The sequence below is a fragment of the Aeromonas sp. sia0103 genome (assembly GCF_963895295.1).
Lineage (GTDB): Bacteria > Pseudomonadota > Gammaproteobacteria > Enterobacterales > Aeromonadaceae > Aeromonas > Aeromonas encheleia.
Map to the genome: position 1 here is coordinate 302882 of NZ_CAWQKG010000055.1, position 17309 is coordinate 320190.

Below are 17309 nucleotides of genomic sequence, written 5' to 3' on the forward strand. Positions count from 1 at the left end.
TCGTTTGCCTGTTTATTGGTCATAGCGGCGAGCAAATGCGGCCGACGGCGACTGAGGGCATCAGCCGGGCCGCTGTTGGCCGCATTCGCCCGGCGCCGGCCGGGCCAAGGAGGCGCCGGTCGAGTCAGGAGAACTGCCAGCGCCGGGCGGGGGTGATGATCTCGGGCAGCGGCACGTCCCACTGCTCCTGCGGCACGGCATCCACCTGCTGGCAGTCGTGGGCGAGGCCGAGGGGCTTGGGGCCGAGCCGGTGCTCGTGCCAGCAGGCGAGGGTGCGATCGTAATAGCCGCCCCCCATGCCGAGCCGGTTGCCCTCGGCGTCGAAGGCCACCAGCGGGGTACAAATAAGGTCGAGCTTGCTGTGGGGCACCACCTGCAGCATGTCGAGCTCGGGCTCGGCGATGCCGTAGCGGTTGTGGGTCATGGGGCTGGTGGGGGTATAGCGCTGGAACAGCAGGTGACCCGGGGTGAAGGGGTGCAGCACCGGCAGGAACACCTCTTTTTGCTGGGCCCAGAGCCAGTGAATGGTCGGCAGGGGATCGAGTTCACCGTCGTTGGCCAGATAGAGCGCGATGCGTCTGGCCGCCAGGATCTCGGTATGCTGCTGGAAGCGAAGGACCAGCTGCTGGGCCGCCGCCTGTTGCTCGGCCTGACTCAGGCTCTTTCTGCGTTGGCGGATGAGTTGACGCAGACTCTGTCGCTCATCGGGATGCTCGGGCTGATGATCTGGCATGGGGGCTCCTGTGAGGGGTTGGGCTCTGAGGCTACCTTAACAAGGGCAAAACGGGATGAAAAGCGGGAGGGGACAGGTTGGCATCTGGCCGGACACGCAGGGCGCGTGCCCGGCCAGGGGAGGTGGCTTAGGCCTGTGTTGACGGCTCGGCCGCCGCGCGCAGCTGGTGCTTGACGAACACCGCCACTATGGCGGCCAGCGCCAGCGCCATGGGGTAGAAGCTCATGCTCACCACCGAGAGCGGCGACAGTGCGAAGATGGAGCCGAGCAGCAGCGCTTGGGCGCCCCAGGGGATTAAGCCTTGCACCACGCAGGAGAAGATATCCAGCATGGAGGCGGCGCGGCGCGGGGTGACGCCGTGCTGCTCGGCCAGATCCCGTGCCACCTTGCTGGCGACTATGATGGCCACCGTATTGTTGGCGGTGCAGAGGTTGGTCAGCCCCACCACCCCGGCGATGCCGAGCTCGGCCGCCTTCTCGTTCTGCTCGCCATCGTGCGCACGGGTGAAGCGCGCGATGAGGGCGGCGATGCGGGCGCTGATCCAGGCCAGCCCACCCTGGCGCTCCATCAGGGCACCGAGGCCGCCGATCAGCATGGAGAGCAGGAAGATCTCCTGCATGCTGGTGAAGCCCTGATAGATATCCTTGCTGAACTGACCGAGGGGATAACCGCTGATCATGCCGACTGCGCCAGCGGCCAGGATGCCCAGCCCCAGTACCACGAACACGTTCATGCCAGCCAGCGCCAGCACTAGGATCAGCAGGTAGGGCATCACCTTGAACAAGTCAGCGCTGGCGGTGGCGGCGGGGGCCTCCCCGGTGGAGCCCAGCAGCAGGTAGAGCAGGATCACCAGCACGGCGGCGGGGGCGGCAATCTTGACGTTCTCGCGAAACTTGTCCTTCATCTCGCAGCCCTGGCTGCGGGTCGCGGCTATGGTGGTGTCGGAGATGATGGAGAGGTTATCGCCAAACATGGCGCCGGAGAGGATGGTGCCCGCCATCAGCACGGGATCGATGCCGGTCGCCTGGGCGACCCCGAGCGCCACCGGTGCCACTGCCCCTATGGTGCCCATGGAGGTGCCCATGGCGGTGGCAATGAAGGCCGAGATGAGGAACAGACCGGGCAGCAGGAACCAGCCGGGGATCAGGGAGAGGCCCAGCGCGACAGTGGCATCCACCCCTCCGGTGGCCTTGGCCACGGTGGCGAAGGCGCCCGCCAGCAGATAGATGAGGCACATGGCCATGATGTTGCTGTCACCCACCCCCTTGAAGAAGGTCTCCAGATTGCGGTTGAAGCCTTCCTTGCCCAGCATCAGCGCCAGCATGACGGCGGGCAGGGCGGCCACGGGGGCGGGCAGTTGATAGAAGGCGAATTCGACCCCCTGCAGGGTGAGCCAGGTACCGGTACCGATGAAGAGAGCGAGAAAGACCAGGAGGGGCAGCAGGGCTCTGGCACTGGGTTGGGTCTGGATCATGTGTTCCTCTGTGGTTGAACATGACCTCCCTGTCGCAGCCAGCCCGGATAATGGGTGAGCGTGGCGGGCTTCCTGCCGCTATGGGGCGCCCACAGTAGTGAGTCGGGGCCTGTCGGTCAAGATAGACGTCCAGATGGATAACTGTTTTTGTGTTGTGATTCTGTGTTTTTAATTAAACCTGTTTGATATTCGGATTTTATTAAAAATGCTGTCTATTCGTCGGTGTCATAACGACGGCCACGCCGGGCTTTTCAAAGGGTGCTCAGGCTGGTAAAACGGTCATCTTTCCATAAAAACAGATGAGAGGGTGGAGATGGACAATCCGATCCGTGTGGCCGTGATGGGCTGTAATGGTCGTATGGGCAAGGTGCTGCTGGAGGCCATCACCAACGCCGAGGGCGCCGTGGTCGGTGCGGCGCTGGAGCGGCCGGGCTCTGCCGTGATAGGGCTCGATGCCGGTGAGCTCAACGGGCTCGGCAAGCTTGGGGTGAGCATCAGCGACAGCCTGGACAAGGTGCGCGATGACTTCGATCTCATCATCGACTTCACCCGCCCCGAGGTGACCCTGGCCAACCTGGCGTTCGCCCAGGCGCACCACAAGCAGATGGTGATCGGCACCACCGGCTTCGACGAGGCCGGCAAGGCTGCCCTGAAACAGGCCGGCAGCCAGATTGGCATCGTATTCGCCTCCAACTACTCGGTGGGTGTCAACCTGGTGTTCAAGCTGCTGGAGCAGGCCGCCAAGGTGATGGGGGACTACACCGACATCGAGATCATCGAGGGGCACCACAGGCACAAGGTGGATGCACCGTCCGGCACCGCGCTCTCCATGGGGGAGGTGGTGGCCAGGACGCTCGGACGTGACCTGAAAGAGTGCGCCGTCTATGGCCGCGAAGGCATCACCGGCGAGCGGGATCGCAACACCATCGGCTTTGCCACCATTCGCGCCGGCGATCTGGTGGGGGAGCACACCGTCATGTTCGCCGATATCGGCGAACGGGTGGAGATCAGCCACAAGGCCTCCAGCCGTCTCACCTTCGCCAATGGTGCCGTGCGGGCGGGCAAGTGGCTCAGGAGCCAAGCCGCCGGACTCTACGACATGCAGGATGTGCTCAACCTGAAGTAAGGGGCCGGGCGCGCTACGCGCGAGATCTTGCCAAACCCCGGTGCGCCGGGGTTTTTTGTACCTTTTTGTATAAATGATGGTTACACATCGATTTTTATTCGAATCAGTCTAAATCCCACCTTTATCAAATCCCCCTCCCGCCCTCATTGCGCAGATGTCATCAAAGGGTAACGGGATAGGGTCTCAATCTCCCCTGTACCCGCATTTTTTACATGACGCAAAAAAGACTAAAAATTCAAAACCAGAAAAACGTTTTCTATTTTTATCAGCCAATCTTCTGCCATTAAATGGCCTGTTTAAGGTCTGGTGAGTTTTTTTTGTAAATCACAAAGCATTGTTTTATAGGGGTTAAATGTTGATTTTTGTACGTTGAGTGGCACAGGGTGCCGCTTTTGTAGCAGGTTTTGGCTTTTCTTTTGTGGGAGGGGGTTGCAAAGCAATCAAGTGCATAGATAATGGGTAATGTTGCTTTTTTATTGAATTTAGATGCATTTAAAACGAGAAAAGACGTTGAAATGCGATCGTTTTTAAGTAGAATGCGCCCAATTTGCCAGAAATCTGCCGGGTTTGAGCCCTGTTTCAAACAGCGTCCGGACCCGCAACACCCAGGTAAATTGCTGAATTTAAAGCTAAATAACTGGAGGTTGTCTTGAATCACACTGCATTGCTAGTGCTGGAAGATGGAACTGTGTTCAAAGGCGTGTCGATAGGCGCCGAGGGATGTTCCGTTGGTGAAGTGGTTTTCAATACGTCGATGACGGGCTATCAGGAAATCCTCACCGATCCCTCTTATTCCCGTCAGATAGTCACCCTCACTTATCCTCATATAGGCAACACCGGCACCAACAGCGAAGATGAAGAGTCCAGTCAAATCCACGCACAGGGATTGATCATCCGGGACCTTCCGATACTTGCCTCCAATTTCCGCAGTCAGCAATCCCTCTCCGATTACCTCAAGTTTCACAACATCGTTGGCATCGCCGACATCGACACCCGCAAACTGACCCGCATCCTGCGCGAGAAGGGTGCCCAGGCCGGTTGCATCCTGGCCGGCAAGCAGGCTGATGAAGTGTTCGCCCTCGAGCAGGCGCGCGCCTTCCCCGGTCTCAAGGGGATGGATCTGGCCAAGGAAGTGACGGTTAGCGAAGCCTACGCCTGGACCGAAGGCAGCTGGCATCTCGGCAAGGGGCACATCACCCCGGCGGCCGATGAGCTCAAATACCACGTGGTGGCCTACGACTTTGGCGTCAAGCGCAACATTTTGCGCATGCTGGTGGACCGTGGCTGCCGCCTGACAGTGGTGCCGGCCAAGACCCCGGCTGCCGAGGTGCTGGCGATGAATCCGGATGGCATCTTCCTCTCCAACGGCCCGGGTGATCCCGAGCCCTGCGACTACGCCATCGAGGCCATCAAGGCCTTCCTCAATACCAACACCCCGGTGTTTGGTATCTGCCTGGGTCACCAGCTGCTGGGTCTGGCCTCAGGTGCCAAGACGATGAAGATGAAGTTCGGCCACCACGGTGCCAACCACCCGGTGAAGAGCCTGGATGACAATACCGTGATGATCACCGCCCAGAACCACGGTTTCGCGGTCGATGAGCACAATCTGCCGGATTGCCTGCGCGCCACTCACGTCTCCCTGTTCGACGGGTCGCTGCAAGGCATCCACCGCACCGACCGTCCGGCCTTCAGCTTCCAGGGTCACCCCGAGGCGAGCCCGGGCCCGCACGACTGTGCCGGTCTGTTCGACCACTTTATTGAATTGATCAAGCAGTATCGCGCCTAAGAGGAAAAGAGAGAGACCATGCCAAAACGTAACGACCTACAGAGCATTCTGATCCTCGGCGCCGGCCCCATCGTCATCGGTCAGGCCTGCGAATTCGACTACTCCGGCGCCCAGGCCTGCAAGGCCCTGCGCGAGGAGGGTTACCGTGTCATCCTGGTGAACTCCAACCCGGCCACCATCATGACCGACCCCGAGATGGCCGATGCCACCTACATCGAGCCCATCACCTGGGAAGTGGTGCGCGAGATCATCAAGAAAGAGCGTCCGGATGCCGTGCTGCCCACCATGGGTGGCCAGACCGCGCTGAACTGCGCGCTGGATCTGGAGAAGCACGGCGTGCTGGCCGAGTTCGGTGTCGAGATGATCGGTGCCACCGCCGACGCCATCGACAAGGCGGAAGATCGCCGTCGCTTCGACATCGCCATGAAGAGCATCGGTCTGGAGTGCCCGCGCGCCGGCATCGCCCACAATATGGAAGAGGCCTGGGGCGTGCAGCAGATGGTCGGCTTCCCCTGCATCATCCGTCCCTCCTTCACCATGGGTGGCTCCGGTGGCGGCATCGCCTACAACACCGAAGAGTTCGTCGAGATCTGCGAGCGCGGTCTGGATCTCTCGCCGACCAAGGAGCTGCTCATCGATGAGTCGCTGATCGGCTGGAAAGAGTACGAGATGGAAGTGGTGCGGGATCGCAACGACAACTGCATCATCGTCTGCACCATCGAAAACTTCGACCCCATGGGCATCCACACCGGTGACTCCATCACGGTCGCGCCAGCCCAGACGCTGACCGACAAGGAGTTCCAGATCATGCGCAACGCCTCCATGGCGATACTGCGCGAGATCGGGGTCGAGACCGGTGGCTCCAACGTCCAGTTCGGCATCAACCCGAAAGATGGCCGCATGGTCATCATCGAGATGAACCCGCGGGTGTCCCGCTCCTCCGCGCTGGCCTCCAAGGCGACCGGTTTCCCCATCGCCAAGATCGCCGCCAAGCTCGCCATCGGTTACACCCTGGACGAGCTGATGAACGACATCACCGGCGGTCGCACCCCGGCCTCCTTCGAGCCGGCCATCGACTACGTGGTCACCAAGGTGCCGCGCTTCAACTTTGAGAAGTTTGCCGGCGCCAACGACCGTCTCACCACCCAGATGAAATCGGTCGGTGAAGTGATGGCCATAGGCCGCAACTTCCAGGAGTCCCTGCACAAGGCGCTGCGCAGCCTCGAGACCGGCAAGACCGGCTTCGACCCCATGGTCGACCTCAATGCCCCTGACTCCCTGACCCGCATCCGTCACGAGCTGCAGGATGCCGGCTGCGACCGGATCTGGTACATCGCCGATGCGTTCCGCGCCGGTCTCTCCATGGACGGCATCTTCAAGCTGACCAAGATTGACCCCTGGTTCCTGGTGCAGATAGAAGATCTCATCAAGCTGGAAGAGCAGGTGAGAGAACGCGGCATGGCCGGGCTCGATGCCGACTTCCTGCGCGCCTTGAAGCGCAAGGGCTTCGCCGACGCACGGCTGGCCAAGATCCTCGGCGTGGCCGAGGGCGAGGTGCGCAAGTTGCGTGCCCGCCACAACATCTTCCCTATCTACAAGCGGGTCGATACCTGCGCGGCCGAGTTCGCCACCAACACCGCCTACATGTACTCCAGCTATGACGAGGAGTGCGAGGCGGCCCCGACCAATCGTGACAAGATCATGATCATCGGCGGCGGCCCGAACCGTATCGGTCAGGGCATCGAGTTCGACTACTGCTGCGTGCACGCGGCACTGGCCCTGCGCGAAGACGGTTACGAGACCATCATGGTCAACTGCAACCCGGAGACCGTCTCCACCGACTACGACACCTCAGACCGCCTCTACTTCGAGCCGGTGACCCTGGAAGACGTGCTGGAAATCGTGCGCATCGAGAAGCCCAAGGGCGTCATCGTGCAGTACGGCGGCCAGACCCCGCTCAAGCTTGCTCGGGCATTGGAAGCGAACGGCGTGCCTGTCATCGGTACCAGCCCGGATGCCATCGACCGCGCCGAAGACCGCGAGCGTTTCCAGTCTGCGGTCGAGCGCCTCGGCCTCAAGCAGCCGGAAAACGGCACAGTCACCAACCTGGAACAGGCGGTACTGACCGCCGAGCGGATCACCTACCCGCTGGTGGTGCGCCCCTCCTACGTGCTGGGTGGCCGCGCCATGGAGATCGTCTATGACGAGACCGACCTGCGCCGCTACTTCGCCGAGGCGGTGAGCGTCTCCAACGAATCGCCAGTGCTGCTTGACCGCTTCCTGGATGACGCCACCGAGGTGGACGTGGACGCCATCTGCGACGGCGTCGATGTGGTCATCGGCGGCATCATGGAGCACATAGAGCAGGCCGGTATTCACTCCGGTGACTCGGGTTGTTCCCTGCCGCCCTACACCTTGTCCAAGAAAATTCAGGACGAGATGCGCGAGCAGGTACGGAAATTGGCGCTGGAGCTCGGCGTGGTGGGCTTGATGAACGTGCAGTTCGCGGTCAAGGAAAACGACATCTACCTCATCGAGGTGAACCCGCGCGCCGCCCGTACCGTGCCCTTCGTCTCCAAGGCGACAGGGGCGCCGCTGGCCAAGATCGCCGCCCGTGTCATGGCTGGTCAGTCCCTGCAATCCCAGGGCTTTACCACCGAGATCATCCCGCCTTACTACTCGGTGAAAGAGGTGGTACTGCCCTTCGCCAAGTTCCCGGGCGTGGATCCGCTGCTGGGGCCAGAGATGCGCTCTACCGGTGAGGTGATGGGGGTGGGCAGCAGCTTCGCCGAGGCCTATGCCAAGGCCCAGCTGGGTGCCAGCCACGCCGTGCCGAAGGAGGGTCGCGCCCTGCTGTCCGTGCGTCACAGCGACAAGGCGCAGGTCGTTGATCTCGCCGCCAAGCTGCTGGAGCTGGGCTATGAGCTGGATGCCACCCACGGCACCGCCGTCGCCCTGGGTGAGGCGAGCATCAACCCGCGCCTGGTCAACAAGGTGCACGAGGGTCGCCCGCACATCCTGGACCGCATCAAGAATGGCGAGTACACCTACATCGTCAACACAGCCGAAGGGCGGGTGGCGATCCAGGACTCCAAGCAGCTGCGCCGCGCGGCCTTGCAGCACAAGGTGGCTTATACCACCACCCTGAATGAGGCGTTCGCCACCTGCATGGCCATCAGCGTCGATGCCACCGCCAACGTGAACTCGGTACAAGAGTTGCACCAGAAGGTGAAAAACCGCTAAGGATTGCGCAACAAGGGCAGGGGAGTCTCCCCTCCTTCTTTGCACAAGACACGCGAACCCTGAAAAACCCCGCCAGCGATGGCGGGGTTTTTGTTTTTTGGCCGGGCTGGTCAGCCTCTGGCATGGAGGCGGAGGTGAGCAGGGGAGAGGCAATATCGTTATTGACGGGAGAGATGCGCCCTTTAATTTGCATTAAATTGATAATTATTGCGTGCTGGCGGCTTTTGTTCGCAATCTTTGCAATCACTCACCCGACCCGCCTCTATATACTGGTTTCTCATCACATAAGGTCGTCTGCGCCTGCAACAGCGGGGTGCGAGGATCAGGGCCAGCTGCTTATCCGGCAGCGCAGGCCGGCCCCTCTTATCAAGAAGGGCCACAGGAAACCGGTTGTGGGGTTACCACCCACGCAACCGTCAGGGCCAGCGTTACCGCGCCAACCCGCTTCCCCCTCCTTACCCCGTCTGCTCAGTCGCGTCGTTGCTCACCGTCATCGCCAGCAACGGCGCCGCGCCTCAAGGACATCAGCCAAGGGAATCTGAATATGAGCTTCGATCACCGCAAATACCGCCCCGCTCCCGTCATCGCCTTGGCGGACCGTCAATGGCCCAACCGGGTGATGACGCAGGCGCCGCTCTGGTGCGCCGTGGACTTGCGCGACGGCAACCAGGCGCTGGTCGAACCCATGACGGTGGCCCAGAAGCTGCAGATGTGGGCGCTGATGGTCCATGTGGGCTTCAAGCATATCGAGGTGGGTTTCCCGGCCGCCTCCCAGCCCGATTTCGACTTCGTGCGCGAGCTTATCGAGCGCAACCTGATCCCGGACGACGTGACCATACAGGTGTTGGTGCAGGCCCGCGAGGATCTGATCGCCCGCACCTTCGAGGCGCTCAAGGGGGCCAGGCGCGCCATCGTCCACGTCTACAACTCGGTCAACCCGACCCAGCGCAACTATGTGTTCAACAGCGGGCGCGAGGGGGTCAAGGCCATCGCCGTGCAGGGGGCGCGCTGGGTACGCGAGCATGCGGCGCGCAACCCCGGCACCGAGTGGAGTTTCCAATATTCCCCCGAGAGTTTCAGCAGCACAGAGGTGGAGTTCGCGGTGGAGGTGTGTGACGCGGTGATCGACGAGTGGCGGTCCGCCGCCCGCCCCATGATCCTCAACTTGCCCGCCACGGTCGAGGTGAGCACCCCCAACGTGTTCGCGGATCAGGTGGAGTGGTTCTGCCGCCACCTCAAGGCGCGCCCCGAGGTGAGCATCTCCATCCACACCCACAACGACAGGGGCTGCGGCGTGGCCGCCGCCGAGCTGGCGGTGCTGGCGGGGGCCGATCGCATCGAGGGGACCCTGCTCGGCAACGGCGAGCGCACCGGCAACATGGACATAGTCACCATGGCCATGAACCTCTACAGCCAGGGCATAGATCCCGAGCTGGACTTGTCTGACATGGATGCCATCGTCGCCACCGTGGGCGCCTGCACCCAGATAGCCCTGCACCCGCGCCACCCCTATGCCGGCGAGCTGGTCTACACGGCGTTTTCCGGCAGCCATCAGGATGCGATCCGCAAGTCCCTGGCGGCCCCCAAACCCGATGCCTTCTGGGATGTGGCCTACCTGCCGATCGATCCCGCAGACCTCGGCCGCAGCTACGAGGCGGTGATCCGCATCAACAGCCAGTCCGGCAAGGGGGGCGTCACCTACCTGCTGGAGCGAGATCTCGGCCTGCAACTGCCGCGCTGGCTGCAAATTGACTTCAGCCGCCGGGTGCAGGCCCAGGCGGAGGCGAGCAGCAGCGAGATCAGCCCGGAGCAGATCCGCGCCCTGTTCGAGCAGCATTACCTCGAGCCGCTGCACGGCTATCGCATCGGCCGCTTCCAGCTCGGTCACGACAGCCAGGAGAGCCTGCGCCTGGAGTTGCAGACCCCGGACGGCACGCTGCAGCTGTGTGGCGAGGGGGAGGGGGCCATCACCGCGCTGGTCAACGGCTGGGAGCGCCAGACCGGGATGCACATAGACGTGCTCGACTACTCGGAGCATGCCCTCTCTGCCGGCACCGAGTCCCGCGCCGCCGCCTATGTGCTGCTCAGCGTCGATGGCGTACGGATGTGCGGGGTCGCCATCGGCCGCGACGTGGTCAACGCCTCCCTGCAGGCGGTGATCAATGGGGCGGCCCAGATCCGTGCCCTGCGGCAGAGTGCCTGAGGTCATGGGGAGGGTGCCCGTGGCATGACCCGGCGCAGCGCATCCTCGCCTCGCTCACAGTTCCCCTCACCCCTGTGGTGAGGGGATTGTTTTTTATGGAAATATCGGCTCACAATGGGCACTGGCCTGGCGGTCCGAAAGCGGTCGCATCGGGATAGGGACAGTGACGTTCAGGAGCCAGAAAGACGATGAAGACTCTCCCCAGTTTATCCATACACCCGGCCAGACTGTTTTCCCTCTCCCCCTGCCGCCGCTGCGTCCTCCTTGCCCTGCTGGGCTCCTTGCTGCTGGTCGCCAGCCTGGATGCCTACTGTTTCGACAGGCTGGTGCAGAATCATCTGCGCACCATAGGTGCCCTGGCCGAGGCCATCAACGTGGTGACCCTGCTGTTCATGTTCTGGGTCGTGCAGTGCGCCCAGATCTCCAGCAAGACCTACTTCTTCCTCTCTGCCGGCCTGGGGGTGTGGCTCGTCTCGGGGGCCATCGATGTGATGGACGAGGCCTACTTCCAGCCCTGGTGGCTCTCCATGGTCGAAGACAGCCTGCGCTCCCTCGGCATGCTGGCCACGGCCTGGGGAGTGCTGCTGTTGCTGCAACAGATGCACTGCACCCACCTTAGGCTGGCGTCGCTGGCCATGTCGGATGAACTGACCGGGCTCTCCAATCGCCGCTCGTTTCGCTCCGTGCTGGAGGCCCGTGCCGAGGCGGGGACCCCGCTGCTGCTGCTGGATCTGGATCACTTCAAGCAGATCAATGATCGTTATGGCCACGGCATAGGTGACAACGTGTTGCGGGAGTTCGGCTGCCTGCTGCGCCAGCACTGTCCGCCGAATGGGGTGGTGGCGCGGCTGGGCGGGGAGGAGTTTGCCCTCTGGCTGCCCGGCACCCCGGCCGAGCAGGCCCATGCCCTGGCGGAGCAGATGAGGCGCGCCACCGAGGCGCTGGTCTCGGGGGACGGGGTGCGGTTTACCGTGAGCATAGCCGTCGGTGTCTGCCATGCCGGGGAGGCTGTCGAAGCCCTTTTCCGGCGCACCGATCTCGCCCTCTATCGGGCCAAGCACCTGGGTCGCAACCGGGTTGAGCTGGCGTGACGACGGGCCCTGGCAGGTGCCGTGGGGCGGGCAGCCGAAAATGGACGCGATTGAACGGCTGCCTTCAGATTGCCCACCCGATCCACTACAATGGCCGCCTGTTTGCGTTCGGGGCCCCCTTGCATCGATGATGCGCGAGCCGCCCGGCGCCTTGTCTCTTTAGCGGAAGCCTTCATGATCCCTCTCTCCTCCTTCTCCACGGGGCGCCTGGTCGCCCTGCCGCTGCTGATGGCCGCCTTGCTGGCGGGCTGTGCCAGCGAGCCGACGGCCCCGGCGCAGGACGCCGCCAGCGCTCAGCAACAGGCCAAACAACCCAAGGCCATGCAACCGCGCAAGCCGGCCGACATGAAGAGCCGCATAGTGCGCTTCCTGCCCGCCAACGTGTCCGACAAGCAGGGCTGGGCCAATGACGTGGTGACCGCACTCTCGACCCAGGGCATAGCGGTGAGCGATCACAACGTCTGCAGCGTGCTGGCGGTGGCGGAGCAGGAGGCGACCTACCAGGCGGATCCCGTGGTGCCCGGCCTTGGCAAGATCGCCTGGAAGGAGATCAACCGGCGGGCGGCCAAGCTGCTGATCCCCGAGTTTGTGGTGCGCACGGCCCTCGGCATCGAGTCCCCCACCGGCAAGTCCTACGCAGAGCGCATCGACAAGTTGCGCACCGAGCGGGAGATGAGCCTGATATTCGAGGACATGATAGGCACTGTGCCCATGGGCAAGACCCTGTTTGGCAACATGAATCCGGTGCACACCGGCGGCCCCATGCAGGTCAGCATCGCCTTCGCCGAGGCCAACGTCCGGGGCTACCCCTATTCCGTCAAGGAGAGCATCCGTCACGAAGTCTTCACCCGCCGTGGCGGCATCTGGTTTGGCACCAAGCACATCTTCGGCTACCCCGCCGATTACCCTGATACCCTCTATCGCTTCGCCGACTTCAATGCCGGCTGGTACGCGAGCCGCAACGCCGCCTTCCAGGCCGCCGTCAGCCGGGTGAGCGGCAAGACCCTGGCGCTGGATGGGGATCTCATCCGCTACGACTCCGACCAGCCCGGCAACACCGAGCTCGCGGTCCACGGCATCGCCAGCCGGATCAACATGAGCAAGCAGGCGATCCACCAGAGCCTGCGCACAGGGGACAGCGCCGAGTTTGCCCAGACCGACCTCTACCACAGGATCTTCACCCTGGCCGACCAGCAGGCTGGCAAGCGGCAACCCCGCGCCGTGCTGCCCGGCATCCAGCTCAAGAGCCCCAAGATCACTCGCAACCTCACCACCGCCTGGTTCGCCAAGCGGGTGGATGACAGGGAGCAGAGGTGTGTCAAGCGCATGGCGGCCATTCAATGACCACATAAGGGAAAACAAGGGCGGCCAATGGCCGCCCTTGTTTTTGTTGGGGTAGCTCTTGAGCAACGCAGAGTGTCTGTTGGCTCAAGGGTGTTGGAGGCGATGACTCTCTCTATGTTCAGGCAGTTGGCTTTCAGACAGCGTCACTAAGGTGAGGACGAGACAATGCCTCTGCACTTTGGATAGCCGCTACAACCCCAAAACGGGTTGCCCTTATTTTCCCCTCGACTGGCGGTACGCAAGATCATGGGGTTGCCGCATTTAGGACATGCGGGGACGGCATGGACGGTCTCGATAGTGCCTGGCTCAGAGGTGCGTTTGTCATGGTCAACTGAGGATGTATTGCGTGCCACGGATTTTATGGGGGCCATGCCATGGCGTGCCTTGAGCCGTGCCACATGTTGTTTATGAGTCTGCCAGTTGGCGGCCAATCGCCCTCGCTGGATGGTATCGACGATCCTATCCACTTCGTCCTGGCGCAATAGCTGGGTGGTTTTGCTCTTGATGTAGGGAGTAAGGCCGCGGTTGAGCACATTCTCCGGCATCGGCGTCTTGAAGGTACAATCGCCGATAAAGTAGACCACCGAATGGAGTTGATGGTCCGCCAGCCCCAGCAGGGACTTGAGCGTCATCACATGTTTGTAGTTCTGGTGCAGGGGGTTCTGGAAGCTGTGCTTGCGGCGGTAGATCTGCTGAGTCCAGTGCTTGTGTGCAGGATTACCGAAGATCCACCCCTTCATATTCTTGGTTTCAATCACGAAGACCCCGTAGCGGGAGACGATGATGTGATCGATCTGGGTGGAGCCATCTTCGGTCGGCAGGGTCAGGTTCTTGAGTAGTCGGTAGTCTCGCTTGTCGAGAAATAGCCGGATCGAGAGATTGAGAAACCATTCCCCCACCATCCCCTTGAACCAGGGGGTTTTTATCACGGTGGCAATCAGTAACAGTGGCAGCAGATACCAGAGCTGAGCAAGCAGCAAGGTAATGACGGGAGTGAAGTCCATTTCATCGACTCTCCATGGGAGCTTGCTTAAGGGTTAAGCCTCGATAGTAATCAGGCTGCGGCACTTGGGATATCCTGGATAGCCCGGAAGGTATCGTCCCGTTTACCGGCTACAAGAAGTGGTGACTGGTGGAATATAGCGGGTAAATAGCCAGTCTATCTGGAGGCATGCCTAGTTTGATCCCAATGCTCGAGGTGCCGCTCTTTAACCGGCTCAGCCGTTGTCGCAGATTTGTACCTGGATCCGCAACAGGCCGCGAAAGCCTCTGGCGGCGTAGTAAGACTGGGCGCCGTTGTGATAGAGGAACACCTGGTCATAGCGGCGATCGCAGAACAGGGCGCCACCTAGCTGTCTGATGTCGGCGGGGGTCTTTACCCAGCTCGAGGTCTTGGCATCGAAGCCGCCAAGCCGTTGCAGTGCTCTATATTCTGACTCCGTCAGCAAGTCGATTCCCATGGCCGCGGCCATCTCCATGGCACTGCCTTCCGGCCGGTTCTCCTTTCTGGACTCCAGTGCCGCTCTGTCATAGCAGAGGCTTCTGCGCCCGGCGGGGCTCTCTGCGCTGCAGTCGCAGAAGAGGAAGGCCCCGTGCTCATCCTGGCCAATGACGTCCGGCTCGCCGCCCGTATCCTCCATTGTCTGCAGCGAGCGCAACTGCGTGGGCGCCGCCTCCAGCCTGGTTTGCACGGCCGACCACGCCAGCCCGGCATGGCGGTGCATGTTTGCCTCAAAGCGAGTCTGCAAGATGGCGAGCAGTGCCTCTGTCTGCTGCTTGGTCGGGTTCATGATCCATCGTCCTCCGAGATAGGAGCGTCTCGCCGCTCGTGGATAAAGAGTGGATACGGCATAGCATCGCGCCCATGGGGCCGTCCCGTGAAGGGGCATTTGCGGCATGACCCTATCCACTTGTGTCTTTGACGACAGATTATGGCCCAGAGTCGTCGCCGTGGGGCAGGCTGGCGCTAACGGCAAGCCTTGCGGAGCGAGAGTGGTCAATGTTGTTGGCAAAATCCATGATGGGGTTCGTTGACGCGAGGGGGAGCGGTACTTGTCTGCAGTAGGCGGGAATACCTGAAATGACAAAGCCCCAAAAAGGGGCCCTGGATCTGCACGGCGCTGAGGCCTGACTGGAAAGGGTTGTCTTGCCTATAGGGTCGACGATTCGTCTGGCATGAGTCAGATGGCCTGGCGCCAGGAGCGATTAACCCCGGCTGATGCCCTGCACATGACCCTGGGCATCGCTGACGCAGCGCCACAGTTTGGCATCGTTGGCCACCTTGATATCGACGCCGGTGGCGGCCTGGGATTCGGCCACATAGTCGATCACCAGAGTATTTTGAGCGGCACCGCTCTCCTTGGCCACCGCCTTCAGGCAGGCTTTTTCCGCCGGCTTGGTTTGGCTGTTGCTGCCGTTATAGGCGGCCTGGGCCGTGCTGGCTACCGCGGCCTGCTCGGTCTGGCAGATGCCGTTGCCACCGTGCTTGACGGTGTAGCTGATGCTCAGTCCACCCTCGTTCATGATGGAGAGGGTGGTCTTGCCAGACTTCGCCTCGTAATAGGTGGGGCTGAATTTCTTGACGGTGGCATTCTTGCCATTGATGGAGACGACGCCAGACTCGGCGTGGGCCTTGATATTCCCCGGGCAGCTGGCGCTGAAATCCGGAACCTGGGCCTGGGCAACACCCGCGAGCAGCAACATAGACAGGGTGATCATGGTCTTTTTCATAGAGTAACCTCAAACAGCGAGCAGTTAATAAAACGGGTAATGACATCAATGTGCACGAGGGGGACTGGGCCGGCCTCGTCCATCTATTGCATCCTGTCGGGGGCTCAATCTAGCAGGCGAGGGGAAGAAGTAAAATAAAACGAAATACGCAGAAATAAAAACCTGTGAAAAAATATAAATACTATATATCAGCACCTTACGATATTGTTTCGACTGTGTTGGGGCGGCGTCCATTCCACGGCCGCCCCCCTCTTCACGCCGCAACGGTCAAGCGAAGGCTCGGCGTCGGCCATCATGGCTGCTTGCTGGCGGGGGAACATGAGCCCTGGCCTCGAGGGATGATTGAATGGCGTCCCTCCGCTGAGCAGGCCGGGTGACACTCACCGAGATCCGGGGCGAATCGCATCTTACGAATGGCGTAACGGCGCCGCCATTATTGAGACCGGCCAATGCGCCATTGCGTTAGAAACTCATCGCCAGCCCGACGGAATAGCCGCTGGTGTTGTGGCTGAACATATAACGGCCGACCAGCCGGGTGCGGCTGATGAAGATATCGTATTTGCTGCTGTCGAGTTCGAGCCCGAGGCCGAGGGAGTTGAGGCTGTTGAAGCCGAGCAGGCCGCGCTGCTCGCCCAGGTATTCGGTACGGGCCGCCTCCAGCACATAGCGCAGCGGGCGATCCAGCAGGGTCCAGTCCCACATGGGGGCGCGACGGCGCAGATAGAGCCCCAGGTTCTCCGCCTCTGCCTGGCCGGCGACGCTGGATGCGGTGCCGGAGTAGCTCTGCAGTTGCTGATAGGAGTAGCGCAGCTCCGCATCTATGTCCTGACTCTTGGAGAACAGCTCGTAGTCGAGCATCAGCGATCCCCCCAGGCCATAGACGTTGAGCCGGCCGCCGTCGAGAAAATCGAGGTTCTTGCCCGTCTTGTGAGAGATGAAGGCGGCGCCGATGCGCAGATCGCTGGCCACTGTCCCCAGGGTGAAGTTGCCGATGGGGCGCAGCACCAGGTTGCCGCCCCAGCGGTCACGGTGCAGGCTGAAGTCCCAGCCGATGCCACCGGTGGCGCTCAGGCTGTTCCACTTGACCGGGATGGTGCGCGTCTCATTGCCGTCGCTGAACACGAACTGGGGATCGTAGCGGCTGTAACCCAGGGTGCCCTCCAGATAGATAGGGAACCCCTCGCTCATGGTGGCGCCGCCGCCGAGCTGGGTGATGGTCAGCGCCGCCTGTTCATTGGTGCTGCTGCCGATATCCAGGTTGCTGGCGGTGATGTCGGGCACCACGGCGAAGCTCATCAGGGAGACAACGGCATTGGCGCGCTGCTGAATGATGGACCCATCGTTGGCCTGGGCCGCCAGGCTGAACAGCCCGAGGCCAGTCAGTGAGAGAATTCTGCCGTAAGAAGAGGGGATCAGCGCCATACCTTGCTCCGTGATGTCCTCGTCCGATGAGGAACTTTTACACTGTAACGGTTTTTATTCCCCTTGGCAGCCAAGTCGTTGTGTCAACTGACAATATTATCGTCCAACGGGGCAGCGCCGCCGTCTGCCGCCCACCGCGCCAGCAGGGCTGGGTGCG

The 17309-nt window shown here is 61.6% G+C and carries 13 protein-coding genes; 6 read left to right on the top strand and 7 right to left on the bottom strand.

Annotated features, from left to right (window positions below):
• Positions 1-124 precede the first annotated feature (124 nt).
• Together AACW18_RS17450 and AACW18_RS17455 are read right to left on the bottom strand one after the other, a co-directional pair.
• Entirely contained in the window at positions 125-733 is a 609-nt protein-coding gene (locus tag AACW18_RS17450) for a 5-formyltetrahydrofolate cyclo-ligase (RefSeq protein WP_218389365.1), read from the bottom strand.
• Between the two features lie 127 nt (positions 734-860).
• Positions 861-2207: a Na+/H+ antiporter NhaC family protein gene (locus tag AACW18_RS17455; protein WP_218291884.1), complete on the bottom strand. Its 1347-nt coding sequence runs from the start codon at positions 2205-2207 to the stop codon at positions 861-863.
• A gap of 313 nt (positions 2208-2520) precedes the next feature.
• Between AACW18_RS17455 and dapB the strand changes: the two genes are divergently transcribed.
• Positions 2521-3333, top strand: a complete 813-nt coding sequence (dapB, locus tag AACW18_RS17460; protein WP_218389366.1) for a 4-hydroxy-tetrahydrodipicolinate reductase — start codon at positions 2521-2523, stop codon at positions 3331-3333.
• Between the two features lie 283 nt (positions 3334-3616).
• Here the strand turns inward: dapB and AACW18_RS17465 are convergent, their stop codons facing one another.
• Entirely contained in the window at positions 3617-3916 is a 300-nt protein-coding gene (locus AACW18_RS17465; protein WP_218389367.1) for a hypothetical protein, read from the bottom strand.
• A 66-nt stretch (positions 3917-3982) separates the two neighbouring features.
• Between AACW18_RS17465 and carA the strand changes: the two genes are divergently transcribed.
• From carA to AACW18_RS17490, 5 genes are all read left to right on the top strand, one after another.
• The gene (gene carA, locus AACW18_RS17470; protein ID WP_218389368.1) at positions 3983-5119 is read left to right on the top strand and encodes a glutamine-hydrolyzing carbamoyl-phosphate synthase small subunit; all 1137 of its coding nucleotides are present in this window, start codon (positions 3983-3985) and stop codon (positions 5117-5119) included.
• 18 nt (positions 5120-5137) lie between these two features.
• Positions 5138-8362 carry a carbamoyl-phosphate synthase large subunit gene (carB, locus tag AACW18_RS17475; RefSeq protein WP_042654704.1) on the top strand — a complete coding sequence of 1075 codons (3225 nt, stop codon included), beginning with the start codon at positions 5138-5140 and terminating at the stop codon, positions 8360-8362.
• Positions 8363-8906: 544 nt separating this feature from the next.
• Positions 8907-10565 (top strand): 2-isopropylmalate synthase, encoded by a 1659-nt coding sequence (gene leuA / locus AACW18_RS17480; protein ID WP_218291880.1) that lies wholly within the window; start codon positions 8907-8909, stop codon positions 10563-10565.
• Between the two features lie 188 nt (positions 10566-10753).
• Positions 10754-11656, top strand: a complete 903-nt coding sequence (locus AACW18_RS17485; protein ID WP_218389369.1) for a GGDEF domain-containing protein — start codon at positions 10754-10756, stop codon at positions 11654-11656.
• A 174-nt stretch (positions 11657-11830) separates the two neighbouring features.
• A complete protein-coding gene (locus tag AACW18_RS17490; RefSeq protein WP_218389370.1) occupies positions 11831-13000 on the top strand; it encodes a DUF1615 domain-containing protein in 1170 nt (389 codons plus the stop codon).
• A gap of 146 nt (positions 13001-13146) precedes the next feature.
• Here the strand turns inward: AACW18_RS17490 and AACW18_RS17495 are convergent, their stop codons facing one another.
• The 4 genes from AACW18_RS17495 to AACW18_RS17510 form a co-directional block, all read right to left on the bottom strand.
• Positions 13147-14004: a nuclease-related domain-containing protein gene (locus tag AACW18_RS17495; protein WP_218389371.1), complete on the bottom strand. Its 858-nt coding sequence runs from the start codon at positions 14002-14004 to the stop codon at positions 13147-13149.
• A 213-nt stretch (positions 14005-14217) separates the two neighbouring features.
• The gene (locus AACW18_RS17500) at positions 14218-14790 is read right to left on the bottom strand and encodes a DUF4256 domain-containing protein (protein WP_256351929.1); all 573 of its coding nucleotides are present in this window, start codon (positions 14788-14790) and stop codon (positions 14218-14220) included.
• 415 nt (positions 14791-15205) lie between these two features.
• Positions 15206-15730, bottom strand: coding sequence for a hypothetical protein (locus AACW18_RS17505; protein WP_218389372.1), 525 nt, complete (start codon positions 15728-15730; stop codon positions 15206-15208).
• Positions 15731-16192: 462 nt separating this feature from the next.
• Entirely contained in the window at positions 16193-17152 is a 960-nt protein-coding gene (locus AACW18_RS17510; protein WP_218328187.1) for a hypothetical protein, read from the bottom strand.
• Positions 17153-17309 lie beyond the last annotated feature (157 nt).

Bases quoted from the DNA above. Each gene is read 5' to 3' on its own strand.
- AACW18_RS17505 (WP_218389372.1), bottom strand. From the start codon at position 15,730: ATGAAAAAGACCATGATCACCCTGTCTATGTTGCTGCTCGCGGGTGTT.
- dapB (WP_218389366.1), top strand. From the start codon at position 2,521: ATGGACAATCCGATCCGTGTGGCCGTGATGGGCTGTAATGGTCGTATG.
- AACW18_RS17450 (WP_218389365.1), bottom strand. From the start codon at position 733: ATGCCAGATCATCAGCCCGAGCATCCCGATGAGCGACAGAGTCTGCGT.
- AACW18_RS17485 (WP_218389369.1), top strand. From the start codon at position 10,754: ATGAAGACTCTCCCCAGTTTATCCATACACCCGGCCAGACTGTTTTCC.
- AACW18_RS17495 (WP_218389371.1), bottom strand. From the start codon at position 14,004: ATGGACTTCACTCCCGTCATTACCTTGCTGCTTGCTCAGCTCTGGTAT.
- AACW18_RS17490 (WP_218389370.1), top strand. From the start codon at position 11,831: ATGATCCCTCTCTCCTCCTTCTCCACGGGGCGCCTGGTCGCCCTGCCG.
- AACW18_RS17500 (WP_256351929.1), bottom strand. From the start codon at position 14,790: ATGAACCCGACCAAGCAGCAGACAGAGGCACTGCTCGCCATCTTGCAG.
- leuA (WP_218291880.1), top strand. From the start codon at position 8,907: ATGAGCTTCGATCACCGCAAATACCGCCCCGCTCCCGTCATCGCCTTG.
- carB (WP_042654704.1), top strand. From the start codon at position 5,138: ATGCCAAAACGTAACGACCTACAGAGCATTCTGATCCTCGGCGCCGGC.
- AACW18_RS17510 (WP_218328187.1), bottom strand. From the start codon at position 17,152: ATGGCGCTGATCCCCTCTTCTTACGGCAGAATTCTCTCACTGACTGGC.
- AACW18_RS17455 (WP_218291884.1), bottom strand. From the start codon at position 2,207: ATGATCCAGACCCAACCCAGTGCCAGAGCCCTGCTGCCCCTCCTGGTC.